Consider the following 23,742-nt stretch of genomic DNA (forward strand, 5'->3'; position numbering starts at 1 on the left):
CGGGACATCGGCCCCAGGAGGCCGCAAACCAACCGCGCCGGCTCCCCGCCAGGCCCGCCCCGGCCGGCGGGCTCAGCGCAGGTCGGCCTGGACCGGGGTGTCGCTCAGGAAGCCCCCGGACTGGTGCTGCCACAGCTTGGCGTAGGCGCCGTCCGCCTCCAGCAGCTCCTGGTGCGTACCCTGCTCGACGATCCGTCCCCGGTCCAGCACCACCAGCCGGTCCATGGTGGCCACCGTGCTCAGCCGGTGCGCCACCACCAGCGCGGTGCGCCCCTCCATCAGCCGCCACAGCGCCTCCTGGACCAGGATCTCGCTCTCCGAGTCCAGCGCGCTGGTCGCCTCGTCGAGCAGCAGGATCGGCGCGTCCCGCAGGATCGCCCGGGCCAGGGCGACCCGCTGGCGCTGTCCGCCGGACAGCTTGACGCCGCGTTCGCCGACCATGGTCCCGAAGCCCTCCGGCAGCGCGTCGGCGAACTCGGTGACATGCGCCGCCTCCGCCGCGCGGCGGATCTCCGCATCGGTGGCCTCCGGGCGGGCGAAGGCGATGTTGTCCCGCAGGGTGCGGTGGAACATCGCCGGCTCCTGCGGGACGTAGGCGATCAGGCTGCGCAGATCGGCCTGGCGCAGCCGGCTGATGTCCTGACCCCCGATCAGGATCCGGCCGGTGTCGATGTCGGTCATCCGCAGCAGCAGCCGGGTGAGCGTGGTCTTGCCGCCGCCCGAGCGGCCGACCAGGCCGATCCGCGAGCCGGCGGGCACGGCCAGGTCCAGCTCCTCGAACAGCGGCTCGGCGCCGGCGTGGGAGAAGGTCACCCGCTCGAAGCGGACGTCGGCGCCGGTACCGCCGCTCCCGCCGCCGGAGCGCAGCGGCTGCGGGGAGGGCGGGTCGAGCACGGTCGGCGCCGTCAGCAGCAGCTCGGTGAACTGCGCGGCCTCGGTCATCGAGCTCTCCAGCCGGCGGTAGATCTGGTTGAACTCGAACATGATCCGGGTCGCGTTGCTGTAGTAGGTGAAGGCGACCACGACCGACTCCACCCCGCGGCCGTGTCCGGCGAGCGCGACCGCCAGCAGCAGGCCCAGCGCGTTGGTCAGCACCGACATCGGCGCGACCAGCGTGTCGATGCGCAGATTGCCGTAGTCCCAGGACCGCAGCGACAGCCGCCGCGACTGCGCCACCCGGGACCGGTGCTCGGCGGCCTCGTGCTCCTCGGCGGCGAAGGCCCGGACCGTGTCCATGTTCATCAGGCTGTCGGCGACATGGCCCGAGACCCGGGCGATCGCCTCCTCGCGCTGGTCCACCAGGGCCTGGCGGCGCCGGATCAGCGGGAGCGCGCACAGCCCCGTCACCGCGATCATCGCCAGCAGGCCGACCACCAGCAGCGGCTGGTACTGCCACAGCACCACCGACCCGAACAGCAGCGGGACCAGGCTGCCCAGGACCGAGAAGGTCATCGTGTCGACGAACTCCTCGAAACGGGAGGCGAAGCTCAGGATCCGCTTGGTCAGCGAGCCGGCGAAGTTCTCGTGGAAGAACGCGGCGTCCTTGGCGAACAGCTCGTCCATGCCGATCACGTACAGGTGCTCGATGCCCAGGGCGTCCAGGCGGTTGATGAAGTGCATCCCGAACCGCCACAGCGTCTCCCCGAGTAACAGGACGCCGCCGAAGGCGAGCACATAGGGCAGCGTGGAGCCCACGCTGATCGCCTGGTCGCCGGCGATACGGGCCACCAGTTTGGCGACGACCAGCGGCGCGATGTAGTTGATGCCGATGTTGCCCAGCGCCGGCAGCAGCATCGCCGGCGCCGTGATCCACCGCCTGCGGGCCAACTCCCGTCCGTAGTACTTGAATGCGAGGAGCATCGAGCCCCTGCGCGGCGAGTCGTCGCGCGCTACGGGCGATTCCATCCCACTCCCCCCGAGGTGTCGAGCGGCGGCCCCGCGGGTGCCGCTCCGGGCAGCAGGGCATGCCTGTGAAGCCCTCGCACGAAGTCATGGCCGCGCACCGGCGCGGCTACGGGGGCCGGAACCGCAGTCTCCCGCGACGGCGCCCGGCCAGTCCAAGCGTTTTAGCTCTCGCTTCCCGCCCGCTCGGGGGTGTCGGCGTCCTCGCCGTCGCCGTCCGGCCCGTGGGCCGCCGTGCGTTCCGCCGGCCTGAGCACCTACCTTGAGTACAAGACCGTGACCCCCTCTGAGCACCCTGCCTGGTACGCCGTCGTCCTGCGCGCGCAGCCGATCCCCTGGAACGCCATGATCCTCCCTAGAGTTCGCGACCCCCGCTTCACCACCATCCGCCGTGGCGGGACGCTGACGGACTCCGACCATCAGCTCCTGGCCCTGTGGGCCGCCAGGTGTGCGGAGCACGTCCTGCACCTCTTCGAGTCGGTGCAGCCCGCGGACCCTCGGCCCCGCGAGGCGATCGAGCAGGTTCGGGCATGGGCCCGCGGCGAGATCAGGATGTCGCAGTCCCGCGCGGCGGGTGGCCATGCCATGGCTGCGGCAAGAGAGTTGGGCGGAGCAGCGCGCCACGCCGCCTTCGCTGCCGGCCAGGCGGCGGTGGTGGCGCATGTCGCCGCGCACGAGCTCGGCGCCGCAGCCTACGCGATCAAGGCCGTGCGTGCGGCGGCCCCCGCAGGGGAGGGCGAGAGGGCCGGCGGGCTCGAATGCCGTTGGCAGCGCGAGCAGCTCCCGGAGGCGATTCGCGAACTCGTCCTGGACGACCAGCGGTTGCGCAACGAGATCTGCTGGTCGGTCTTCGACTGTTGACGGGAGTGACGGGAGTGACGGTCTGAGCCTCAGTCGGCCGGCCAGTGGCGGAGCTTCTCGGGGTTGCGGACGCCCCAGATGCGTCGGATCCGGTCGCCCGCGATCTCGAACGCCAACACGGCCACCGTGGCGCCGTCCTGATGGGCCACCAGACCGGGCCGGCCATTGACCGTGCGCACCGCGAGGGAGAGCCCGGACTCCCGCTCGGCGCGGGCGGACAGGTCCACGAAGAAGCGGGCGATCTGCTCTGCGCCCTCGATCGGGTGCGGACTGGCCGTGGCCAGGCCGCCGCCGTCGCTGGTGGCGACGGCCTGGGGGTCGAGCAGGCCGATCAGGGCGTTGACGTCCTTGGCCTGCCAGGCCTGTTTGAAGTCCCGTACCAGGTCCGCCTGTCGGGCCGGGGCGGGTGCCGGGGCGGTGAGAGGGCCACGGGAATCGCGGATGCGGCGGCGGGCCGAGGAGGCCAACTGGCGGCAGGCCGCCGGAGAGCGGCCGACGATCTCGGCGACCTCGGCGAAGGAGTAGCGGAACACGTCGTGCAGGACCAGGGCGACGCGTTCGGCCGGGGTCATCGACTCCAGCACGACCAGGAAGGCCATGCTGATCGACTCGTCCAGGGTGACCCGGTCGGCCGGGTCGGCGGCGGTGCCGCCGCCGGACCAGCCGCTGATCCACTCCGGGCCGCCGGGCAGCGGCTCCGGAATCCACTCGCCCACGTACCTCTCCCGCCTGGCCCGCGCCGAGCCGAGCAGGTCCAGGCAGATCCGGCCGGCGACCGTGGTCAGCCAGGCGGCGGGGGTGCGGATCTCCTCCTGCCGCTCGGGGGACATCGCGTACCAGCGGGCGTAGGTCTCCTGCACGACGTCCTCGGCGTCGGCCAGCGAGCCGAGCAGCCGGTAGGCCATGCCGATCAGTCGGCGCCGCTCGCTCATGATCGCGTCCAGGCCCGGATCGGTCCCGTGCTCCTGCGGCTCGGATGGCGTGCTCATCGTCTCCTGGACTCCCTCGGTCTCGGCAGTGCTCACCGGTTCGACGGAACAGCACACCGAAGTGTGAGGCAGGCGCGGACGCCGGAACGCCCCGGGCGGTGTCCGGGGCGTTCCGTTGCCGTCGCGGTGCGGGACTACTTCCAGGTGACGGTATCGCCCAGGAACTTCATGTACTGCGCGGTCAGTCCGGACTTGGAGGTGTCGCCGTCGTTGTACCAGGCGGTGTCGCCGTCGTCCTGGATCAGGTAGAGCGAGCTGCCGGCGGCCAGCGGGTCCGGGACGGCGCCGATGCCCTCCCAGGCGCCCTCGGGCGTCGGCAGGGTGACCGTGTCCTTGACCGGGGCGTCGGCGGCGACGCCGTCCCAGGAGTAGAGCGCGGCTTCGTCGTTGTCGCCGTTGGCGGTGCCGGCCAGGATCACGTACTGGTTGTCGGCGTTCTTGCGGATGTCGCGGATGCCCAGGCCGCCCAGGTCCATCTGGACGGCGCTGCCGAAGGTGGCGGTGGTCGCCGCGCCGGTGACCAACTGGTCCAGGTTGGTGACCGGGACGACCAGGGCCTTGGTGCGGGCCGAGGTGCTCTCCAGCGGGGCGCGGAAGGCGAAGTAGGCGGTGCTGGTGGAGCCGGGGGCGAACTCCAGGCCCTCGACGTTGAAGGAGGAGGTGGTGTGCCCGCCGACGCCGTCGGCCGCGGAGGCCGCCAGGCCCAGCGTCTTGCCGTTGTCGGCGTCCCAGTTGATCATGTCGGTGCGAAGGCCGCTGTAGGCGCCGACGTAGCTGAGCGCGGTGGATGCGCCCGAGCCGGTGATGTCGGTGGCGAAGACGGTGCTGCGGGCCGGGGCCAGGTCGCCGCTGTCCTTGTTGCTCATCGATCCGGTCCAGTAGATCCGGTTGCCGACCTTGGCCGCGGCCTCGATGTCGATCTCGGTGTCGCCGTTGGGGAACTGTGAGGTGAAGTCGTAGGTCTTCACCGGCGCGGTGACGCCCTGCTGGTACAGGTAGAGGACGTCGGTCTCGTCGTCGCCGACGACGTAGTAGCCGCCGCCGACGTCGATCATCGCCGAGGCGTTGCCGATGCCGGAGTAGTAGTCGGCGGCCGGGTCGGCCGAGTCGGCGATGGAGGCGGCGTAGGCCAGCGTGGCCGTCTTGGTGCTGCCGTCGGTGGCGGTGGCCGTGACGGTGATGGTGGCGTAGCCGGCCTTGGCCGGGGTGACGGTCAGAGTGCGGGTCGCGCCGCTGCCGGAGAAGACCATGTTGGCGGTCGGGACCACGCTGGTGCTGGAGGACTTGGCGGTCAGCGTGACCGCGCTCGCGCCGTAGTAGGCGTCGCCGACGGTGACGGTCACGGTCGGGTTCCTGGTGTTGCTGACGGCGCCCAGCAGGGTGGCGGTGCTGAGGCTGATCGTCGGGGTCTTGCTGCCGGTGGGCGTGGCCGAGGCGCTGGCGGAGGCCGAGGCGCTGGCGCTGGCGCTGGGGGAGGTGCTGGCGCTCGCGGAGGCGGAGGCACTGGCGGACGCGGACGCGCTCGCGCTCGCCGAGGCGGAGGCGGTCGCGGAGGCGCTGGCCGTGCTGCCGGTGCTGGTGCCCGGGGCGAAGGCGACGCCGCGGAAGGCCTCCTTGGAGGCGGCGCTGGCCAGGGTCGTCACCGTTCCGGACATGGAGACGCCCGCGCCCTTGGAGTCGACGACCTTGGACAGCGTGCCGCTGGTCCCGGAGGAACCGCTGCCCGTCGCGTAGAGCACCGCCTGCCCGTTGACCACCGAGCCGGTGAGGTCCACGACATTGGACAGGCTCTTGCTGCCCTCGGCCGTCCAGACACCGCTGACCAGGCTGAACTTGTAGATCTTGCCGGCGCTGTTGTCCGAGACGTACATGGTGTCCGGGCTCGTGCCGCCGGAGAGGTTGAGCAGCACGTAGTTGTACGGGTCGCCGCTGCTCTCCGGGCTGCCGGGGAGGTTGGTCAGCGACTGGCCGGCCGTGGTCGGGGTGCTGCTGCCCACGGTGGAGACGCCGATGCCGTCCTTGCTGGAGGAGGCGTACAGCTGTCCGCCGACGACCTGGACCTCGCGCAGGTTCTCGTCCGTCAACTGGGTGAAGCTGCTGGACCCCAGGGTGCTGTAGCCGATGCCGCCGGCGGCGCCGGAGACCCAGATGCTGGTCCCGTCGGTGCTGGCCACGCCGCGGACGTTGTTGTCGTCGGCGAACTCGTTGAGCACGGTGGAGGTGTCGACACCGCCGTCGGCGCCGACCCGGGCGACGGTGACGTCGTCGGTGGTGGCGACGCTGTCCGTGCCCACTGCCTTGTGGTAGCCGGGGGCCATGAGGTAGCGGCCGTCGGCGGAGAGGGTGATCTCGCCCTCCGAGGCGGCGCTGCCCGAGGCCGTCAGTTCGTGGCTGCTGCCGCTGTCGCTCTTCGGCAGGGCGATGGACTGCACCAGCGCGCCGGCGGGGGAGTACTCGTCCAGGAAGACCGGCGCGGCGTTGTCGCTCAGCGAGGTGCTGCCGTCGCCGACGCGGTAGACGACCAGGTCGCCGGCGGCGAAGGTGGTGCTGGTGGTCGCGTTGGCGACGGCGGGCACGACGATCGCGCCGAGCACGAGCGCGCCGGCGACGGCGCCCCCGGCCAGGATCCGGCGGTTGAGCCGGGCGGAGGCGGGCGCCGGGGCAGTGGCCGGCCGGGCGGAGACGTGCGGAAGCTTGCCACTCATGGGGGCAGGGTGCCTTTCAGCGGGCAGGGTGGGGGGCGGTGAACGCCGTTACCCTGTCCACGCGGAGTGACATTCCCATGAACCTGACGCGTCGGCAGTACGTCACTCCGGCGCACAGAGTGGATCTTGAAATTTGCTGTGCGCCGCCCGTGAACTGGCGGATGGTCAGTATCCGGCCTTGGTGTAGGCGATGGTCTCGAAGCTGCCGTAGCGGTCGTTGGCGTAGCGGACCCCGGAGATGATCGAGTCGACCGGGTCCATGATGTCGGTGTGGCCCGGGAGCGCCCACTGCGCGAAGGTCGGCTTGATGGTCTGCAGCAGGCCGTAAGTGCCGCCGTACAGGCTCTCGTTGGAGTCCCAGTGGTTCTCGGCGTCCGGGTTGCCGGAGGACTCGGTCATGGCCCGGGCCTTGATCGACTCGGCGGAGGGGACGTGGTCGCCGTTGGCGGCGAGCACGGCACGGGCCTCGGCGATCCAGCCGTCCAGGGTGTCCGGGTAGCTGACCGTCTTCGAGGCCGTGCTGGTCGCGGCCTTGGCGGCGGGCTTGGCAGCCGTCTTGGCCGCAGCCTTGCTCGCCGGCTTGGCCGCGGCCTTGGACTGGGTCTTGGCCGCCGTGCTGGTCGCAGCCTTGGACCCGCTCGTGGCCGGGGTGCCGTGCTGGGCCGTCTGCTTGCCGCCGGTGGCGGTACCGGCAGCCACGGCTTGACCGCTGCCGGCCACGACCGTGCCGAGAGTGGCGGTGGTGGCGAGCACGAGGTATGCGGCGAGGCCAGCGGTCGGTCGGGCGGACAGGCGGACGTGGGAGGGCATGTCGCTCCAATGCTCGGACGGGGGAGCGGCACCGGGCAGCAGGCATGGCCGGCCCCGGAATCGGGACGGCGTGGTGCACGCACACTGCTGCAGGAGGCGGAAGGGGCTCAGCCGGCGCCGGAGAGCCGCCCTCGGACGGGCTTGGCAGCGCGGCTCACGGCCGACGCGGCGGCCGGGAACCGGCCGGGCTCTCATCACGGGCGACGGAAGCGCCCGTTTCCTCTCTTCCAAGGTCACATCCGACCGGCGGCGGCAACAGGGACCTTCGGCCCGCCACGCCGGGACCTTCCGGTGCCACCCCTGGCGCCGCAAGGGCTGCACGGCGGCGGTGTGGGGTGGCTCACGGAGGCGACTGAGGGCTTGGTCACACCCTGGTGCCCGGAGACGGCCCGGCTGTACCGGAAAGAGCGCCGGCCCAGCAGCCCGCCGGGCAGTAGCCCGGGTGCCGCGCCCGGTCGCTGGGCGGGCGCGGCGGGACCCGATCGCGGTGGGGGCGAGCGGGTCCGGTGCGGGTGCGGGCGCGGGTCAGCCGAACATGCCGACCTGGTAGTCGCCGGCCGGCTGCCGGACGATGACGTTCACCCGGTTGTAGGCGTTGATCAGGGCGATCAGCGACACCAGTGCGGTCAGCTGGTCCTCGTCGTAGTGCTTGGCGGCGTTGGCCCAGGCGTCGTCGGTGACGCCGCCGGCGGCGTCGGCGATCCGGGTGCCCTGTTCCGTCAGCTCCAGCGCGGCGCGCTCGGCGTCGGTGAAGACCGTGGCCTCGCGCCAGGCCGCGACCAGGTTGAGGCGCTGCGAGGTCTCCCCGGCGTGCTCCGCCTCCTTGGTGTGCATGTCGGTGCAGAAGCCGCAGCCGTTGATCTGGCTGGCGCGCAGCTTCACCAGCTCCTGGGTGGAGGTCGGCAGCGGCGAGTCGGCGATCACCTTCCCTGCCGAGTTGATGTACTTCAGGGCCTGGGCTCCGACGGGGTTGGCGAACAGGTTCAGTCGAGCGTCCATGGTGGCGAACTCCTCTGCTTTGCTCTGCGTTGGCTACACCCTTTCGACAGGACAGCCCGGCCGAATGTGACGTGGCCAGATGTGACCTGGGTCTCGCAGACCCCGGTCTCGCAGAGCCGGGTCAGTCGGCCTGGCCGCGCAGCTGGTGCTCGTAGGCGAAGATGACGGCCTGGACCCGGTCGCGGAGCTGCAGCTTGGCGAGGATGCGGGTGATGTGGGTCTTCACCGTGGCCTCGGTCAGGAACAGGCGGTCGGCGATCTCGGCATTGCTCAGGCCCGAGGCGATCAGGCGGAAGACCTCCTGCTCGCGCGGGGTCAGCTGGGCGAAGCGGGTGCTCGCCTGCTGGTCGCGGGGCCAGGGAGCGATCCGGGCGAAGCGGTCCACCAGGCCGCGGGTGATCCGCGGGGTGAGGACGGCCTCCCCGGAGGCGACGGCATGGATCGCCTCGCTCAGCACGGCCGGGACCACGTCCTTGAGCAGGAAGCCGCAGGCGCCCGCGCGCAGTCCGTCGAAGGCGTAGTCGTCCAGGTCGAAGGTGGTGAGGATGAGCACGCGTGAGGCCGTTTCCGCGGTGATCCGCCGGGTCGCCTCGATGCCGTCGGTGCCGGGCATGCGGACGTCCATGAGGACCACGTCGGGCCGGGTGCGCCGGGCCAGGTCGACTGCCTGGTCGCCGTTGGCGGCCTCACCGACGACGGTGATGCCCGGCATGGTGTTCAGGAGGGTGCGGAAGGCCATCCGCACCAGTGCCTGGTCGTCGGCGAGCAGGACCGAGACCGTCATCGCGCCTCCTCCAGTCCCAGTTCCCCGGTGACCGCCCAGCCGGTCGCGGTGGGACCGGCCCGCAGCTCGCCGTCGAACATTGCCACGCGTTCCCGCATCCCGGTCAGCCCGTTCCCGGCGCCGGTCGTGGGCGCCGGTGCGCCGGTGCCGCCGGACGTGCGCCGTCCGTCGTCGGTGACGGCGAAGCGGACCCGGTCGGTGCCCCAGTCCAGGACCACCTCGGCCTTCGACGCCTCGGGGGCGTGCTTGACCACGTTGGTGAGCGACTCCTGGACGATCCGGTAGAGCGTCGTCTGCGCGGCCGTGCTCAGGGTCTCCCTGCTGCCGGTCTCGGTCAGCCGGACGTCCAGACCGGTGCGGCGGGTCTCCTCGACCAGGCCCCGCAGTGCGTCCAGGTCCGGCTGCGGTGCGCGGTCCACGCCGTCGTCCGCCCGCAGCATGCCCAGCAGGCGGCGCATCCCGGCCAGGGACTGCCGTCCGGTGGACGCGGACTGCAGCATCTGGCCGCGGGCGGCCTCGGGGTCGGTGCGGGCGGTGGCCGCTGCCGCCTCGGACAGGGCGATGACGACCACCAGGCCGTGCGCGACGATGTCGTGCATCTCCCGGGCGATCCGGGTGCGCTCGGAGGCGGCGGCGAGCTGCTGCTGCTGGACCCGTTCCTGTTCCAGCCGTTGGGCGCGGTCCTCGACCGAGGCCAGGTAGCGGCGCTGGGCCCGCATGGTGGTGCCGAGCAGGAACACCGCGGCGGCGAGGCCGGTGAGGATGATCACTCCGTCGTTGACGCTGCCGGCCGGGGCGATCTGCACCGCCAGCAGCACCACCCCGACCTCGCTGGCCGCTGCGGCCGCCAGCGAGTACCGGGTGCTCCGGTGGGCGGCCACGGTGTAGAGCGCCACCAGGACGGCGAACGCGGGAACCGAGACGGATCCGAGCGCCACGGAGCCCAGCGCCGCCGCCCAGCAGAACCAGAAGACCGCCACGGGTGCGCGGTGCCGCAGCAGCAGCGGCCAGACCGTCGCCATCGCCAGCACCCAGCGCAGTGCGTCGGCGTGGTCGTACAGCAGTTCGTGGACCGAGGCGACGGTGCAGATCAACGGCGGCCCGGCCAGCATCGCCGGGACCAGCGCGGCCGGGGCGAGCGCCGGGCGCGACCGGGCGGCGGAGCGCAGGGCTGGGCTGAGGGAATTCACCGTTCCGAGCGTACCGGCGTTCTTCCGTCGTGCCGTCAGACAAAGGTCTTACACATTTCCGGGCAGCGCTCGGCCCGGGGCTGTGTCATCCAAAGGTCGTACAGCTGCCGGGAAATGATGACGATCGGCTGATCCCCAGGTCCGGGTCGGCTTCGTACGCTTCGGTGCACCCCGCCGGAGCCACGTCGAACCGCGGGCCGACAGAGGAGAAAAGCACTCATGAAACAAGGCACGGCAACGAAGGTTCCGGAAGTCACGCTCATTTTCTGGGTGGCGAAGCTGGGGACGACGGCATTCGGTGAGGCATTCTCCGACTACGTCTTCTTCAACGACTACATCGGCCGGAACGCGGCCATTCTGATGGCGATGGCGCTGCTGGCCGGCTGCCTGGTGGCGCAGGTGTCCACCAGGACGTACACCCCGGTCGTCTACTGGCTGACGGTGACCGCCGTGAGCATCTTCGGCACCATGTCGGCGGACTACCTGAACCAGGACCTGGGGATGCCGCTGTGGGGCTCCACGTTGATGCTGCTGGTGCTGCAGGCGCTGGTGTTCGCCGGCTGGTACCGCAGCCAGCGGACTCTGGACATGCACTCCATCAACACCCGTGCGCGCGAGATGTTCTACTGGCTGACCGTCATCTTCACCTTCGCGCTGGGAACGGCGGCCGGCGACTTCGTGGCCGGACCGCTCGGCCTGGGCACCCTGGCGTCGACCTTCGTGTTCCTCGCGGTCATCCTGGTGCCCGCTGCCGGGTACAAGTGGCTGCGGTTCAACGAGGTCTTCGCGTTCTGGTTCGCCTACACCATCACCCGTCCGCTGGGTGCGTCGTTCGCCGACTGGCTGGGAGTCCCGGCGCCCTACGGCGACGGCCTGCAGCTGGGGACCGGCCCGATGAGCCTGGCCACCGGGGCGGTCCTGGTCGCGGTGCTGGCGCTGGTCGTCACCCGGCACCGGTCCGAGACCGCCGGGCGGGGCTCGCTCCCCGAGCCGGGCTGACCGCGGGCGCGGCCCGCAGGCCGTCGCGGAGGATGGCCAGGGTGCGTCGGGGGTCGGTGACCCGGGTGGCCGGGTGGCGCAGGGCGAGCAGTACGCCCGACAGGACGGTCATCAGGTCCGCGGTGTCGATGTCGTCGCGGACGGTGCCGGACTGCTGGGCCGCAGCCAGCAGCCGGCCCATCTCGGCGCGCAGGTCCGCGGCAGAGCCGGCGACCGCGGTCCGGACCTCGACGCCGGCGCCGGCCAGGGCGTCGACCAGGTCGGCCTTGGCGGTCGCATCGGCGACGATGCGGTCCAGCATCAGGAACAGCGCCGCCCCGGGGTCGCCGCCGTCTTCGGGCAGGTCCCGGGCCTGGTCCACCAGGTGCCGCAGGCGCGCGTGGACGACGGCCTCGAACAGCGACTCCTTGGTCGGGAAGTGCCGGTAGAGGGTGCCGGGACCGACCCCGGCCCGGCGGGCGATCTCGTCCAGCGGGACGGCGAGCCCCTCGGCGGCGAAGGCCTGCCGGGCCACCTCCAGCAACCGTTCCCGGTTGCGGCGGGCATCGGCGCGCAGCGGTCTCTGCTCGGCCTGCACGTGGGTCTCCGTCCTGACGTCCGACTGATCGGGGTACAACCGGGGCGCTGTCTCCGATTATGCTAGCGTGACCGACCTAACCGGGGCGCACTCTCCGATTGAGCGCCCGGACGTCCTCGCCGAGGGAGAACAGACCGGATGACCATGGATGATCGGACCGCGCCGGCGCGGACGGCGTTCCTCGCGCTGGATTTCGCGACCTACATCGTGGAGAACTTCAGCCACGACGCCGACGTCGCGGCGAACGCCGCGAACGCACTGGCGTCGGCGCGGGGCGCGGGACTGCCGGTGTTCCACGTCGTCCACGAGGCAATGCTCGGTCAACTGCACCCGCTGCTGGGCCCGGTGGGCGACGAGCCGGTGCTGGGCAAGTCCACCATGGGGGCGTTCGCCAGCACCGACCTGGACGCCCGGCTGCGGGCGGCCGGCGTCGAACGGGTGGTCATCGCCGGTGTGGCGACCTCGGGCACGGTGCTGTCCACCGCCCGCTGGGCGTACGACACCGGCTACCAGGTCGCGGTCTGCGCCGACGCCTGCGCCGACCCCGACCCTCGGGTGCACGCCGCGCTGGTCGAGGAGTCCGCCTTCCCGGAGAGCTGGATCGGCCTGTGGCGCATCGCCCGGGTGCTGGACTCGACCGAGGTCGCCGATCTGGGCGAGTGACCGGGCGACCCGGGTCCCCGCGTCCGGCCGCCGTCCGCCGTCCGCCAGAATTGCGGCATGACGTGCACAGACGATGCCGCGACCGTTGACGCCTGGACCGCACTGGGAGGCCGCGCCGAGCTGGCGGCCGGGGTCTCCTACCAGGGAGCGGGCAACGTCCTGCCGGCCCGCCTACCCGTGCGTGAGCTGGCGCGGGCCTGCGTGGGGGTCTGCTCGCTGGCGGCGGCGGAGCTGCTGGCCGGGCGCAACGGGACTCCCGTTCCGGCGGTGCGGGTGAACGAGGGTGCGGTGGCGGCGGCGTTCGTCAGCGAACGTCATCTGCGGATCGAGGGCCGGGCCGCCGTGTCCTTCGCGCCGCTGTCCGGCTTCTGGCGCGCGGACGACGGCTGGGTGCGCACCCACGCCAACTACCCGCACCACCGCGCCCGCCTGTTGGACGCCCTGGGCATCCCGGACACCGGCGAGGACCAGGAGTTGGCACGGACGCTGGCGCGGACCCTGGCCTCGCGTCCCGCACACTCGGTCCAGGAGGACGTCTACGCCCGCGGCGGCCTGGCCGTCGCGGTGGCCCGGTCGGCCGAGGGCGGAGCCCAACTCTTGGACGACCGGCCACTGGTGACGACACATCGGACGTCTGGGGCGGACGGTGCGGCTCCCCGGGTGCTGCCACCGGGACCGTTGCCGGCGAGCGGGGTCCGGGTGCTCGACCTGACCCGGGTGATCGCGGGACCGGTCTCGACCCGCACGCTCGCCCTGCTCGGCGCGGACGTGCTGCGCGTCGACACGCCGTCGCTTCGCGAGGACGCGGACGCCCACACGGACACCGGGATGGGCAAGCGTTCCACGCTGCTGGACCTCACCGCGGCCCAGGAGCGGCGGACCTTCGAGACCCTGCTCGACACGGCGGACGTGGTGGTGACCGGCTACCGTCCCGGCGCGCTGGACCACCACGGGCTGTCCCCGGCGGCCCTGTTGGAGCGCCGCCCCGGCCTGATCGTCGCCCACCTCTCCGCCTGGGGCCGGTCGGGGCCGTGGTCGCAGCGGCGCGGCTTCGACAGCCTGGTCCAGGCCGCGAGCGGCATCGCGGCGATCGAGCGCGGTGACGGTGACGGAACGCCGGGCGGCGGAACTCCCGGGGTGCTGCCCGCCCAGGCACTGGACCACGGCACCGGCTATCTGCTCGCCGCCGCGGTGCTCCGTGCCTTGACTGAGCGTCAGCTGACCGGTGCGGGTGCTGAATTGCAGTTCTCGCTGGCAGGAACGGCGGCCTGGCTGGTGCGGGGGATCAAGAAGACGCCGGTGCCGGCGGGTGACCCGGACCCCGAACCCTGGCTGGCGGAGACGGATTCCGGCTACGGCCGGCTGAGGTACGCCCTCCCGCCCGTCAACTACGAGGGCGGACCCGGGACCTGGGCCCGGGCGTCGACCCGCTGGGGGAGCGACCTCCCGCGCTGGACCGGGACGGACTGACACCGGGCCTGGGCCCGGGGCTGGGCCCGGGTCAGGCTCAGGCTCAGGCTCAGGGTGTGTCGAGCCAGGTCAGCGCGGCCAGGGTGAGGGCCTCGACGCCGGTGCTGAGGGTGGGTTCGACCAGCGGCGCGAAGAAGGGCGAGTGGTTGCCGGGGATCTGGTCGAACCGGTCCTCCTGCATCGCGGTGATGACGGTCTCGGGGTCCAGTCCGCCCCAGAACCAGAAGACGGTCGGCACCTGGAGCGCCTCGCCGAACACGCCGACGTCCTCGCTCGCGTTCACCAGCGGCATGGTCTGGATCCGCTCCTCGCCGAAGTGCTCGGTGAAGGCGGCGATCGTGGTCTGCGTCGCGGTCGGATCGCTGACCAGCGCCGGGGTACTGCCGAACCAGGTCAGCGTCGGTTCGCTCACGGCGGCGCCGGCCGCGGACTCGGCGCGGACGATGCGCTCGACGGCGGCCCGGACCAGGTCGCGGGTCTGCGGGGTGTAGGTACGGATGTTGACGCCGAGTTCGGCGGAGTCGGGAATGATGTTGTCCTTGGTGCCCGCCTGCAGCCGGCCCACGGTGACCACGGCGGACTCGGCCGGCGGCACCTCGCGGGACACGATGCCCTGCAGCCGGGTGACCAGGTGAGCGGCCATCAGCACCGGGTCCACCGAGGCCTCCGGGCGGGAGCCGTGCGCACCGCGGCCGTGCAGGGTGATGCCGAGGGAGTCGGCGGCGGCCATCACCGGGCCGGTGCCGTAGCCGATGAAGCCTGCGGGCAGCGGCGCCACATGCTGTCCCAGCACGATCTGCGGTGCCGGGAACCGTTCGAACAGCCCGTCGTCGATCATGCCGCGGGCGCCGACGGCGAGTTCCTCGGCCGGCTGGAAGACCACCAGCAGCGTGCCGCGCCAGGACTCGCGCGCCCCGGCCAGCAGGGTTGCGGCGCCGATCAGACAGGCGGCGTGCATGTCGTGCCCGCAGGCGTGCATCACCGGGACGTCGCGGCCGTCGGGGTCCGTCCCGCGCGCCCGACTGGCGTAGGGCAGGCCGGTCTTCTCCTCCACCGGCAGGGCGTCGAAGTCGGCGCGCAGCATCACCACCGGGCCGTCCCCGTTGCGCACCACGCCGACCACGCCGGTGGTGCCGACCTGCTCGGCGACCTCGTCGACGCCGGCCTCGCGCAGACGCTGGGCGAGCAGGCCGGCCGTCCGGGTCTCCTGCAGCGACAGCTCCGGGTGCTGGTGCAGGTCCCGGTAGAAAGCGGCCAGGTCCTCGCGCAGGTCAGCGAGTCCCGCGATCACGGTCCGGTCCATGCTCCGCCTCCTTCGATCGGCTCCCGGCGGAACGTACCCGGCGCCGGCGCCGGCCTGGTGCCGGAGGGGAGGGTGTCCCCCGGATGCGCCGCGGATTCAGCAGGGTGGCGGAGCAGGGCCGGGGGACGGGTGTGTGGATCAGGCCTGCCGGTCGCCTTCGGGGGCGAAGTAGTGGCCCGCGTCGATGTCGGTGATCAGGTCGGGGTGGGTCGGCTCCCAGCCGAGCAGTTCGCGGGTGCGGGCGGCGGAGGTGAGGTTGTCCAGGCCGATGAAGGCGGCCATGAACTGGAAGTAGGCGGGTACCTCCTCGGCCGGGACGGCCTTCGCGGGGAGGTCCAGGTTGCGGGCGATGGCCTCGGCGATCTGTCGGGTCGGCACGCCCTCGTCGGCGACGGCGTGCAGCCTGGAGCCGGCCGGGGCCTGCTCCAGGGCGAGCCGGAACAGTCGGGCGATGTCCAGGGTGTGGCCGGCGGGCCAGCGGTTGTCGCCGTCGCCGGGGTAGCCGGAGTAGCCGTTGGCGCGGGCGAAGCCGATCAGCGAGGGGGTGAAGCCGTGGTGGTCGAGGTCGCTGTGGACCAGCGGGGGAAGCCGCACGGCCGAGGAGCGCACCCCGCGCTCGGCCATCGCGATCACCGCGTTCTCGGTGTCTGTCCGGGGGCCGCCCGGAAGGGCGTCGGCCTCGGTGCCGGGCCGTCCGCTGATGCCGCCGAGGGCGAGCATCAGCGTGCCCGAGGCGATGACCAGGGGCTTGCCGGTACCGGAGCGGGCCAGTGCGTCGCTGATGGCCTCCACGGCGATCCGGTCGGCCTCCACGGCCTCGGCGAAGGCGCCGGTGCGCATCGCCTCGTGCTTGAAGGCGAGGTGGATGACGCCGTCCGCGGCCGTGGCGGCCTCGCGCAGACCGTCGAGGTCGTCCAGGTCACCGCGGCGGACCTCGGCGCCGAGTGCGGCGACCGCGGCGGCCGAGGAGTCGGAGCGGGCCAGGCCGACCACCCGGTGGCCGGCGGCGAGCAGTTCCGGGACGACCGCGGAGCCCAGGTGGCCGGAAGCACCGGTGACAAAGACATGCATGGGAGGAACCTCCGAAGAGCATCGATGACACTTGGTGTCATCACTCTACCCGTGATGACACCAAGTGTCATCACGGAATGGGTCCGTACCGTCGGTGAATGCTGTCAATGGATACTGCCGCTGATGCGTAGTAGGGGTGTGGACGAGAAACCAGAGGACGAGGATTTCGCGGCGTTCTACGAGCAGGCCAGGGCCGACTGCCTGCGCGCGGTCTATGCGGTGGTGGGCGAGTGGTCGCTGGCCGAGGACGTGACGGCGGAGGCGTTCGCCCGTGCCTACGCCTCCTGGCGCAAGGTCCGCGGGCACCCGGCGCCGCGCGCGTGGGTGGTGCGGACCGCGCTCAACACGCACGTCTCCTGGTGGCGGCGGCGTCGCCGGGAGGTGGCGTGGGACCCCTCGCACGATGCCGAGGACCGCACGCCGGAACACCTCCAGGTCGATCGGCACGTCATGCAGGCGCTCAAGACCTTGTCCGGCCGCCAACGAGAAGTCGTCGTTCTGCGGATCTTCCTCGACCTCGACACCAGGACCACCGCCCGTGTCCTCGGGGTCACGCCCGGCACGGTCATGACCCACCTTTCCAGGGCGCTCGCCGCGCTAGGCACCGCGCTCGCCCCCACTACACGGCAGGAGCCGGCGAAATGATCGAAGAGTTCGAAGAGCACGACGGCGGCGTCTCCGAAGCGGCCCTGATCGGCCTGGTGGGCTCCGCCTTCGACGAGGGCCGCCGTGGACGTGAGGTCCAGGACGTCCTGGCCCGCGGCCGGGCGTTGCGGCGCCGCAGGCGCGCCATGCCCGCCCTCGGAGCCCTGGGTGTCGCCGCTGCTTCGGTGAGCCTGGTCGTCGCGTTGACCGGACCGAATGGGGCGGGCAGCACGGCTGGTGCGGGATCCGGGCAGTCCCTGACCGCCGACGGCGCGGTCGTGAACGTGGACGAGGCCGGATTCTCGGTCCACACGGACGCGAAGACCGGCGAGGTCACCGTGACCCTGCACCAGCTGTTCGACGAGTCCGAGCTGCAGGCTCTGCTCGCCAAGGCCGGTGTACCCACGGCGTTCCACAACACCACGCTGCCCGCGGGCACTCCGGTGACGCCGCACGCGGCCTGCACCTGGACGGGAGCGCAGGTACTCGATCCGGGAGACGTCATCAGCAGTCCGCGCCAGGACGGCAACGATGCGGTCATCACGATCGACCCGTCGAGGATGCCCGCCCGCTCCGTTCTCGGCCTCGCCTACGCCACCATCGGGCAGGGCAACACCGCGGCGAGGGCGATCAGGACGACGCTGCTGTCCGGCGAGCCCACCGGCTGCACCACGACGTAGCGGGCACTCCCCGGAGGCGGCGTGAGCCAGGAATCCTCCTCCCATCAGGGAGAAGAGGATGTCCATATGATGGGCGCATGGGACGTTGGGAGCCGAACGCGCGAGGCCGCCTGGGGCGGGCCGCGATGGAGCTGTACGTGGAGCGCGGCTTCGACCAGACCACGATCGCGGACATCGCCGAACGCGCCGGCCTGACGAAACGCACCTTCTTCCGCCACTACGCCGACAAGCGCGACGTACTGTTCGCCGGGGCGGACCCGCTGCGGGACGTGGTGGTCCGCGCGATCACCGAGGCGCCGCCCGAACTGGCCCCGTTCGCGGCGGTCTCGTTCGGGATCGAGGCGGGGGCCGAGCTGATCCAGGAGCGGCCCGACGACGTGAGGATGCGTCAGGCCGTCATCGACGCCCATCCCGAGCTGCAGGAACGCGAGCTGGCCAAACTCGCCGCGCTGGTCGGGGACATGGCCGCGGCGCTGCACGGGCGCGGAGTCGGGGCCTGGCCCGCGCGCCTGGCCGCCGAAGCGGGCATGGCCGCGTTCCGGGTCGCCTTCGCCCGCTGGATCGCCGCTTCGGCCGAGGGGAAACTGACGCAGACCGTCCGGGAGTCGATGACGGAGCTGACAGCAACCGTAACGGGGGAGTGAGCGGGCCCGCTCGCATCGGTTGCCGGCGCGCCCTGCGGCCTGTCCGACCGTTGGTGTCGGACAGGCCCGTCGGCGGCATCCTCGGCGGCTGACGCTTCCGCGCCGGTCCGCTCCCGGCGGGTGCCTCCCTCGTGCTGCCGTTCCCGGTCCGACGGGCGGGGAACGGCAGCACGAGGTCGTCGGCCCTGCATCGCGGGGCGGCTCAGCCGCGGATCGCGGTGGTTTCGCGGGTGAACTGGCGGTGGCCGATCAGCCGGTAGGCCAGGCGCGCCGGGGCCGGTACGACCTGCAGGAACCTCTGCCGTTCTGCATCGTCGGCCTCCTCGGTGATGTGGCCGAGGATGACCAGCCGCCGCGTGAGCGGAATCGCGCTCATGCCGTGCTTGCCGAGCGCGTCCCATTCGCTCTGCGTCAGCGTGGCCGAGACGATCGGGAGAATCCTCTGCTCCTCCTCGGCCAGGTGATCGATCAGTGTCGGCATCGCGGCTTCGACGAGGGCTGCCATCCGCTCGCCGGCGGCGGCGTCAGCGCTCGCTGTCCACCAGGGCAGCTCCGCGCTGACGGCGGTGACGGCGGCGTCGACCTGTGCGTGCTGCGCGTCCATCCGGTCCATCAGTTCCGGGTCGAGCGCAGCCCTTTCGCGCAGCAGGGGAAAGAGCAGTTCGTCCTCGCCGGTGTGGTGGGTGTGCAGGAAGTGCAGCATCTCGCCGGCGTGCGCTCCGATGACTTTGGATCGCGCCGGGTCGTCGGCCGCGGAGCGGAACAGTCGGGGGAGCTGTCCGAACTCGCGCCGGATGACGCGGTGGATCAGGACCATCTCGTGGGTGTCGACGCCGGGCCCCGGGGCGCTCACCGCGACTCATCGATGGTGGCGGCCGCGGACTGGACGGCTTCGTGTGCGGTGGTTGCCGGTCGTCCGATGAGCTTGACCAGGTCGTCGGCGGCGGTGAACAGCTCTCCGCGGGCCAGGCCGGCGTCGGCGTCGGCGACGGCGGCGGCCATCTCCGGGGGCAGCCCGGCAGCGGTCAGGGTGGCGGTGTAGTCGGCCACCGGCATGTCCCGGTAGGCGACGTGGGTGCCGAGGACGTCGCTGATGGTGGCGGCGAGCTCGGTCAGGGTGAACGGTGTTCCGCCGAGCTCGTAGGTCGCTCCGAGGTGCCCGTCCTGGGTCAGCACCGCCGCGGCGGCGGCTGCGTAGTCGCGTCGGCCGGCTGCGCTGACGAGGCCGTCCTTGGCGCTGCCCAGCAAGGCGCGGTACTTGGTGATCATCGGGAGCTGGTCGGTGTAGTTCTCCAGGTACCACCCGTTGCGCAGGATGACGAACGCCGTGCCGCTGTCACGCAGGTAGTCCTCGGTGCGGCGGTGTTCGTCGGCGAGTGCCATCTCCGCGGTCGAGGCGTTGACGATGCTGGTGTACACGATCCGGGACACGCCCGCTCGGCGCGCCGCGTCGATGGCGTTGCGGTGGTTGTCGAACCGCTGCCCGACCGTTGTCGTCGAGACCAGCACCATCGCTTCGGCACCTGCGAACGCCTCGTCGAGGGTGGTCGGGTCGGCGAAGTCCGCGCGCCGCACCGTGACCCCGGTGCGGGCGAGGTCGGCGAGTCTGCCGACATCCCGGCCGGTGGCCACGATCTGCGCCGACGGCGTTCCGGCAGCGAGGAGTTGGTCCACGACGAGGCGGCCGAGGTGACCGGATGCTCCGGTGATGACGGTGGACATGTTGATTCCGTTCGTAGGGGTGCGGTGTGTGCATGACGGCGTGACTGGAGATCGCCGGTGTCCCGCAGCGGGGTGGCCAGCGGGATCCGCTGACGGGCCGGTGCGGTTGAGGCCGAAGGGCCTCAGTAGAGGTGTGGTGTCAGGACGCCGCGGGGCGCGGCGAGAGCATTCCGGGCATCGGTGAGGTCGTAGCGCGGGTCTGCGTGCGGCGGCCGCCCCTGGTGGGACGGAGCGCATCGGGGCTCAGCCGTTGGCGGCGGGCCGTGTGGTGACGGGTCCGACTCGTCCGGGCACCGTGCATCGTGGCAACCACCCGTCCATAGCAGAACATCGTCAGGATCATTGACCAAGTTAGTCAATGATCCTGACGATGTCAAGGTGGAGTCGGGCCCTGCTCGGGCCTACCGCGCGTAGGGGTCGGTGATCTCGCGGAGTTGATCCAGGATCTGGTGCAGCAGTGTGAAGTTGCGAGTGCCCAGGTAGGCCTTCCACTCCGCGTAGATCTCGTCGAGTGTCGCTGCGGCGATCCCGACCGCCCGTCGGCCGCGCTGCTCGATCACGATCAGCCTGGCGCGGCCGTCCGCGGGGTCGGGGGCGCGGCGGACATAGCCCAGACGTTCCAGTTGGTCGACCAGTACGCCGGCGCTCTGCTTGCTCATCTGCGCCTGATCGGCGAGGTCCGTGAGGCGCGAACCGTCCGGGGAGATGCGTTGGAACACCCGGCACTGCGCGAGGGTCCAGTCGTCGAACCCCGCATCCTGGAGGGCCCGGAAAATCCGGTCCTCGGTGTACCGGTACGGGATGAACAACGACACCCCTAGGTCAACCCGCTGTTCGTCGTCCATGCCACCCTCGGCCTCGTCGCCCACCTGATCCCACGAATTCCACACCATACGTCAACGGTGACGGGCCGGATCGTTGCCGACCCGGTGGCACCGACGCGGGCGCGGCGCCGTGCGTGCGGCGGTCCTCATGGCCAGCATAGTAAATATTCCTGACCAACTGGACGTCGGTCAGCCGCAACAGTTCGGCCAGCTCGGGGGTGGGCGAGGGAGGACGGGGTGCTGCGTTGAGAACGACTGCCACGCCCGGTTCACCCCTCCGGCATCACCATGCGGCGGGAAGCGTGAAGCCAAGCCCCGGTCGGGTCATTCGTCCGTGCTGTGCTCGGCCTCCCAGCGCAGCAGGTCGCCCGGTTGGCATTCGAGCACCTCGCAGAGCGCGGCGAGGGTCGCGAAGCGCACCGCCTTGGCGCGGCCGTTCTTGAGGACCGCCAGGTTGGCGGGGGTGATCCCGACCCGGTCCGCGAGCTCGCCCACCGACATCTTCCGCTTGGCCAGCATCACGTCGATGTCGACGGCGATCGGCATCAGATCACCTCGTCCAACTCGGCCCGCAGCTGCGCGGCTTCGCCGTCGCGCGCGACGGCCTGGGCGAGCAGCATCCGCAGCACGAGCACGATAAGCGCGACTCCCAGGATGGCCACGCCGACCCCGCCCATGATGAGGGAGACGCCCGGGTCGTCCCGCTGGCCCGGCGCATTGAGGATGGTGACCGCGAACCACACCAGGGCAGCCGCCACGATCGCGCCGATCACGACGTCCACGTAGTGGAAGGCGGCGTGGGAGAACACGGTTCCGTGTCGCACCATGGTCACCAGCCGCCATACGCAGACCAGGGCGAGCTGGGCGGACACCATGCCCAGGATCGTGGTCACCCGTAGCGCGGTCATCGTGAACGACCCACCATCCGGTTTGGTGGCCATCGCCAGCACCATCATTGCCTGCACGAACACGGTGCCGGTCAGCACCAGCCCGAGCACGGCACGCAGCGCGTGCACCGTCAGCTTTCCCATGAGCCGCCCTCCCATCGAGTTGCGATGGAAATCTATCGATTTTCGATAGGCAAGGCAAGGCGGCTCTTGGGGATCGGGTGCAGATGGCACCGAGGAACGGGCGTCTTGTCAGCGACGAGCGCGTAGCGGCCACGACAGGGTGACGCTGCCGCCTGCCGGCAGCGGGTGCCAGCGCGCGGCGAAGTCGTCCAGACGGGCCAGGATGCGCTCGACGAGCTGCGACTCCGTGACACCCGGCTCCATGGAGGAGAACCAGTCCGGCAGTTCCGAGCGCCGGCCCGTTCGGAACTGCCACAACGGCTCGCACAGGGAGGCCAGCGTCTCGGACCGGGCCATGTCGGCACGCTCGGCCCTGCCCGGCCGCCGCTTCGCTTCCTGACGCGCCTGACGCTTCCGGACGACAGGATCGGTCGCCCAGAAGATGTTGCTCTGCCCTGCTGCGATCCGGCCGAAGACACCGCCGGGCAGTCCCGCCTCGGCCTCGACGAGGAAGTGCACGGCGTCATGCGGCAGGTAGTCGTCATAGCCCGGCCCCTGCCGCGGCGCCAACTCCGGGCCTCGTTCCCGAATGACAGTCATCCGATAACGGCGCCCCGGCACCTTGGTGAACGTCACGTCCATGGCCGGCACGGTATCCACCACTGCCTGAAGATCGCATGCGATTTCCCTGTGGCGTGGCCGTGTTAGAGGACGCTGTCAATCATGTGATCTCGTAGTGAAGGCGCCGGGAATCATGTCGCTCGCGGGCACGCCGCACGTACGTTCGTCCCCCAACACCCCCGTAACGGACGGACGACACAGGTGTCTGACGGAGACAGCTCCCAGCCCGACCCTGAGCTGCGAGCGCGCAGGCACAGCCGCCGCACACTCAAAACAGTGATTGCCGGATTCTCCGCGGTACTGCTCGCCGTGGGCAGCGCGACCGCCTACGAGTACTGGCGCCTGGACCACAACATCAAGACCGTGGACATCTCCTCCGCACTGGACGACGGCGCCTCCGACGCCCCCTCCGCCTCCGCCTCGGCAAGCCCGACCATGCCCGGGACCACGGCCGCCACGGGCTCGATGAACATCCTGGTGCTCGGTTCCGACACCCGTTCGGGCAGCAACTCCTCCGTGGTGCACGACCACGCCGCGTCCGGCGCGCGCTCGGACACCGCGATGGTGGTCCATGTCAACGCCTCGCACACCAAGGCCACGATCGTCAGCATCCCGCGCGACACCCTGGTCTACCGCCCGTCCTGCACCACCTCGTCGGGCGCGACCACGTACCCGGTGTCCGGGGTGATGTTCAACACCGCGTACGCCGTGGGCGGACCGGTCTGCGCCATCAAGACGGTGCAGCACCTGACCGGCCTGAAGATCAACCACTACATCGAGGTGGACTTCTCCGGTCTGGCCGAGCTGGTCGACGCGCTGGGCGGGGTGACGGTGACGGTGGATCAGGACATCGACGACAGCTACAGCCACCTCAAGCTCAGCAAGGGCACCCACGTCCTCGACGGCACCCAGGCCGTCGCCTTCGCCCGCACCCGGCACGGCATCGGGGACGGCAGCGACCTCGGGCGGATCAAGCTGCAGCAGCAGTTGGTGAAGCAGCTGCTGAAGAAGATCCGTGGCCTGGACGCGTTCAGTGACCCCACTGAGCTCTACTCCCTGGTGGAGACGGCCACCAAGAGCCTGACGGTGGACACCAAGTTGGGGTCGGTGTCGAAGCTGGTGAACTTCGCGGTCGGGCTGGACAGGATCAAGACGGGTGACGTCACCACCGTCACCATGCCGGTGGCCGCCGCCCCCAGCGACCCCAACCGCCTCGTCGCCTCCATCGCGGCGGCCGGACTCTGGGCCTCCCTGGACTCCTGAAGGCGACGAC

24 protein-coding genes are annotated in these 23,742 nt (G+C 71.3%); 8 read left to right on the forward strand and 16 right to left on the reverse strand.

Annotation, left to right across the window (positions count from 1 at the left end):
• Window positions 1–72 precede the first annotated feature (72 nt).
• A complete protein-coding gene (locus ABUW04_RS09775) occupies window positions 73–1,860 on the reverse strand; it encodes an ABC transporter ATP-binding protein (protein ID WP_380564545.1) in 1,788 nt (595 codons plus the stop codon).
• 387 nt (window positions 1,861–2,247) lie between these two features.
• On the opposite strand from ABUW04_RS09775, the gene ABUW04_RS09780 reads away from it, so the two are divergent.
• Complete coding sequence (locus ABUW04_RS09780; protein WP_030255084.1) at window positions 2,248–2,763, forward strand: putative immunity protein; 516 nt, start codon at window positions 2,248–2,250, stop codon at window positions 2,761–2,763.
• Window positions 2,764–2,792: 29 nt separating this feature from the next.
• Here the strand turns inward: ABUW04_RS09780 and sigJ are convergent, their stop codons facing one another.
• From sigJ to ABUW04_RS09810, 6 genes are all read right to left on the reverse strand, one after another.
• Window positions 2,793–3,752 (reverse strand): RNA polymerase sigma factor SigJ, encoded by a 960-nt coding sequence (gene sigJ / locus ABUW04_RS09785; RefSeq protein ID WP_380564090.1) that lies wholly within the window; start codon window positions 3,750–3,752, stop codon window positions 2,793–2,795.
• A gap of 134 nt (window positions 3,753–3,886) precedes the next feature.
• Window positions 3,887–6,457, reverse strand: a complete 2,571-nt coding sequence (locus ABUW04_RS09790) for a DUF3616 domain-containing protein (RefSeq protein ID WP_380564091.1) — start codon at window positions 6,455–6,457, stop codon at window positions 3,887–3,889.
• A 165-nt stretch (window positions 6,458–6,622) separates the two neighbouring features.
• The gene (locus tag ABUW04_RS09795; protein ID WP_380564093.1) at window positions 6,623–7,267 is read right to left on the reverse strand and encodes a transglycosylase SLT domain-containing protein; all 645 of its coding nucleotides are present in this window, start codon (window positions 7,265–7,267) and stop codon (window positions 6,623–6,625) included.
• A 525-nt stretch (window positions 7,268–7,792) separates the two neighbouring features.
• Window positions 7,793–8,266: a carboxymuconolactone decarboxylase family protein gene (locus ABUW04_RS09800; RefSeq protein ID WP_380564095.1), complete on the reverse strand. Its 474-nt coding sequence runs from the start codon at window positions 8,264–8,266 to the stop codon at window positions 7,793–7,795.
• 121 nt (window positions 8,267–8,387) lie between these two features.
• Complete coding sequence (locus ABUW04_RS09805; protein ID WP_030255076.1) at window positions 8,388–9,050, reverse strand: response regulator; 663 nt, start codon at window positions 9,048–9,050, stop codon at window positions 8,388–8,390.
• On the reverse strand, window positions 9,047–10,240 hold the full coding sequence (locus ABUW04_RS09810; RefSeq protein WP_380564097.1) for a sensor histidine kinase: 1,194 nt from the start codon (window positions 10,238–10,240) through the stop codon (window positions 9,047–9,049). Before ABUW04_RS09810 ends, ABUW04_RS09805 begins: the two co-directional genes overlap by 4 nt.
• Window positions 10,241–10,510: 270 nt before the next feature.
• On the opposite strand from ABUW04_RS09810, the gene ABUW04_RS09815 reads away from it, so the two are divergent.
• Complete coding sequence (locus ABUW04_RS09815) at window positions 10,511–11,239, forward strand: COG4705 family protein (protein WP_380564098.1); 729 nt, start codon at window positions 10,511–10,513, stop codon at window positions 11,237–11,239.
• On the opposite strand, the gene ABUW04_RS09820 is transcribed toward ABUW04_RS09815, so the two are convergent.
• Window positions 11,184–11,816, reverse strand: a complete 633-nt coding sequence (locus ABUW04_RS09820) for a TetR/AcrR family transcriptional regulator (protein WP_380564100.1) — start codon at window positions 11,814–11,816, stop codon at window positions 11,184–11,186. The genes ABUW04_RS09815 and ABUW04_RS09820 overlap by 56 nt on opposite strands.
• Window positions 11,817–11,954: 138 nt before the next feature.
• Here ABUW04_RS09820 and ABUW04_RS09825 point away from each other — a divergent pair, with 138 nt between their 5' ends.
• Both ABUW04_RS09825 and ABUW04_RS09830 read left to right on the forward strand, forming a co-directional pair.
• Window positions 11,955–12,479, forward strand: a complete 525-nt coding sequence (locus tag ABUW04_RS09825) for a cysteine hydrolase family protein (protein ID WP_380564101.1) — start codon at window positions 11,955–11,957, stop codon at window positions 12,477–12,479.
• Between the two features lie 57 nt (window positions 12,480–12,536).
• The gene (locus ABUW04_RS09830; RefSeq protein WP_380564102.1) at window positions 12,537–13,949 is read left to right on the forward strand and encodes a CoA transferase; all 1,413 of its coding nucleotides are present in this window, start codon (window positions 12,537–12,539) and stop codon (window positions 13,947–13,949) included.
• 49 nt (window positions 13,950–13,998) lie between these two features.
• Here ABUW04_RS09830 and ABUW04_RS09835 read toward each other — a convergent pair whose 3' ends face one another.
• Entirely contained in the window at window positions 13,999–15,252 is a 1,254-nt protein-coding gene (locus ABUW04_RS09835; RefSeq protein WP_380564104.1) for an amidohydrolase, read from the reverse strand.
• Between the two features lie 138 nt (window positions 15,253–15,390).
• A complete protein-coding gene (locus ABUW04_RS09840) occupies window positions 15,391–16,323 on the reverse strand; it encodes an SDR family oxidoreductase (RefSeq protein WP_030255057.1) in 933 nt (310 codons plus the stop codon).
• A 138-nt stretch (window positions 16,324–16,461) separates the two neighbouring features.
• On the opposite strand from ABUW04_RS09840, the gene ABUW04_RS09845 reads away from it, so the two are divergent.
• The 3 genes from ABUW04_RS09845 (at window position 16,462) to ABUW04_RS09855 (ending at window position 18,292) form a co-directional block, all read left to right on the forward strand.
• Window positions 16,462–16,968 carry a sigma-70 family RNA polymerase sigma factor gene (locus ABUW04_RS09845; protein WP_380564106.1) on the forward strand — a complete coding sequence of 169 codons (507 nt, stop codon included), beginning with the start codon at window positions 16,462–16,464 and terminating at the stop codon, window positions 16,966–16,968.
• Window positions 16,965–17,648 (forward strand): hypothetical protein, encoded by a 684-nt coding sequence (locus tag ABUW04_RS09850; protein ID WP_380564108.1) that lies wholly within the window; start codon window positions 16,965–16,967, stop codon window positions 17,646–17,648. The genes ABUW04_RS09845 and ABUW04_RS09850 overlap by 4 nt, the downstream gene beginning before the upstream one ends.
• A gap of 77 nt (window positions 17,649–17,725) precedes the next feature.
• Entirely contained in the window at window positions 17,726–18,292 is a 567-nt protein-coding gene (locus ABUW04_RS09855) for a TetR family transcriptional regulator (protein ID WP_380564109.1), read from the forward strand.
• Between the two features lie 202 nt (window positions 18,293–18,494).
• On the opposite strand, the gene ABUW04_RS09860 is transcribed toward ABUW04_RS09855, so the two are convergent.
• The 6 genes from ABUW04_RS09860 to ABUW04_RS09885 form a co-directional block, all read right to left on the reverse strand.
• Window positions 18,495–19,145: a hemerythrin domain-containing protein gene (locus ABUW04_RS09860; protein WP_380564111.1), complete on the reverse strand. Its 651-nt coding sequence runs from the start codon at window positions 19,143–19,145 to the stop codon at window positions 18,495–18,497.
• Window positions 19,142–20,014, reverse strand: a complete 873-nt coding sequence (locus ABUW04_RS09865; protein WP_380564113.1) for an NAD(P)H-binding protein — start codon at window positions 20,012–20,014, stop codon at window positions 19,142–19,144. The genes ABUW04_RS09860 and ABUW04_RS09865 overlap by 4 nt, the downstream gene beginning before the upstream one ends.
• 401 nt (window positions 20,015–20,415) lie before the next feature.
• A complete protein-coding gene (locus ABUW04_RS09870; protein WP_380564114.1) occupies window positions 20,416–20,907 on the reverse strand; it encodes a MarR family winged helix-turn-helix transcriptional regulator in 492 nt (163 codons plus the stop codon).
• A gap of 255 nt (window positions 20,908–21,162) precedes the next feature.
• Window positions 21,163–21,384, reverse strand: a complete 222-nt coding sequence (locus ABUW04_RS09875) for a helix-turn-helix domain-containing protein (protein WP_030255035.1) — start codon at window positions 21,382–21,384, stop codon at window positions 21,163–21,165.
• Window positions 21,384–21,869, reverse strand: coding sequence for a DUF2975 domain-containing protein (locus ABUW04_RS09880; RefSeq protein ID WP_380564116.1), 486 nt, complete (start codon window positions 21,867–21,869; stop codon window positions 21,384–21,386). The genes ABUW04_RS09875 and ABUW04_RS09880 overlap by 1 nt, the downstream gene beginning before the upstream one ends.
• A gap of 108 nt (window positions 21,870–21,977) precedes the next feature.
• Window positions 21,978–22,490 carry a hypothetical protein gene (locus tag ABUW04_RS09885; protein WP_030255029.1) on the reverse strand — a complete coding sequence of 171 codons (513 nt, stop codon included), beginning with the start codon at window positions 22,488–22,490 and terminating at the stop codon, window positions 21,978–21,980.
• A 255-nt stretch (window positions 22,491–22,745) separates the two neighbouring features.
• On the opposite strand from ABUW04_RS09885, the gene ABUW04_RS09890 reads away from it, so the two are divergent.
• Window positions 22,746–23,732, forward strand: coding sequence for an LCP family protein (locus tag ABUW04_RS09890; RefSeq protein ID WP_380564118.1), 987 nt, complete (start codon window positions 22,746–22,748; stop codon window positions 23,730–23,732).
• The last annotated feature ends 10 nt before the right edge of the window (window positions 23,733–23,742 follow it).

It is taken from the genome of Streptacidiphilus jeojiensis (assembly GCF_042510965.1).
GTDB lineage: Bacteria > Actinomycetota > Actinomycetes > Streptomycetales > Streptomycetaceae > Streptacidiphilus > Streptacidiphilus jeojiensis.

Bases quoted from the DNA above. Each gene is read 5' to 3' on its own strand.
- ABUW04_RS09775 (WP_380564545.1), bottom strand. From the start codon at position 1,860: ATGCTCCTCGCATTCAAGTACTACGGACGGGAGTTGGCCCGCAGGCGG.
- ABUW04_RS09780 (WP_030255084.1), top strand. From the start codon at position 2,248: ATGATCCTCCCTAGAGTTCGCGACCCCCGCTTCACCACCATCCGCCGT.
- sigJ (WP_380564090.1), bottom strand. From the start codon at position 3,752: ATGAGCACGCCATCCGAGCCGCAGGAGCACGGGACCGATCCGGGCCTG.
- ABUW04_RS09790 (WP_380564091.1), bottom strand. From the start codon at position 6,457: ATGAGTGGCAAGCTTCCGCACGTCTCCGCCCGGCCGGCCACTGCCCCG.
- ABUW04_RS09795 (WP_380564093.1), bottom strand. From the start codon at position 7,267: ATGCCCTCCCACGTCCGCCTGTCCGCCCGACCGACCGCTGGCCTCGCC.
- ABUW04_RS09800 (WP_380564095.1), bottom strand. From the start codon at position 8,266: ATGGACGCTCGACTGAACCTGTTCGCCAACCCCGTCGGAGCCCAGGCC.
- ABUW04_RS09805 (WP_030255076.1), bottom strand. From the start codon at position 9,050: ATGACGGTCTCGGTCCTGCTCGCCGACGACCAGGCACTGGTGCGGATG.
- ABUW04_RS09825 (WP_380564101.1), top strand. From the start codon at position 11,955: ATGACCATGGATGATCGGACCGCGCCGGCGCGGACGGCGTTCCTCGCG.
- ABUW04_RS09830 (WP_380564102.1), top strand. From the start codon at position 12,537: ATGACGTGCACAGACGATGCCGCGACCGTTGACGCCTGGACCGCACTG.
- ABUW04_RS09835 (WP_380564104.1), bottom strand. From the start codon at position 15,252: ATGGACCGGACCGTGATCGCGGGACTCGCTGACCTGCGCGAGGACCTG.
- ABUW04_RS09840 (WP_030255057.1), bottom strand. From the start codon at position 16,323: ATGCATGTCTTTGTCACCGGTGCTTCCGGCCACCTGGGCTCCGCGGTC.
- ABUW04_RS09850 (WP_380564108.1), top strand. From the start codon at position 16,965: ATGATCGAAGAGTTCGAAGAGCACGACGGCGGCGTCTCCGAAGCGGCC.
- ABUW04_RS09855 (WP_380564109.1), top strand. From the start codon at position 17,726: ATGGGACGTTGGGAGCCGAACGCGCGAGGCCGCCTGGGGCGGGCCGCG.
- ABUW04_RS09865 (WP_380564113.1), bottom strand. From the start codon at position 20,014: ATGTCCACCGTCATCACCGGAGCATCCGGTCACCTCGGCCGCCTCGTC.
- ABUW04_RS09870 (WP_380564114.1), bottom strand. From the start codon at position 20,907: ATGGTGTGGAATTCGTGGGATCAGGTGGGCGACGAGGCCGAGGGTGGC.
- ABUW04_RS09875 (WP_030255035.1), bottom strand. From the start codon at position 21,384: ATGCCGATCGCCGTCGACATCGACGTGATGCTGGCCAAGCGGAAGATG.
- ABUW04_RS09880 (WP_380564116.1), bottom strand. From the start codon at position 21,869: ATGGGAAAGCTGACGGTGCACGCGCTGCGTGCCGTGCTCGGGCTGGTG.
- ABUW04_RS09885 (WP_030255029.1), bottom strand. From the start codon at position 22,490: ATGGACGTGACGTTCACCAAGGTGCCGGGGCGCCGTTATCGGATGACT.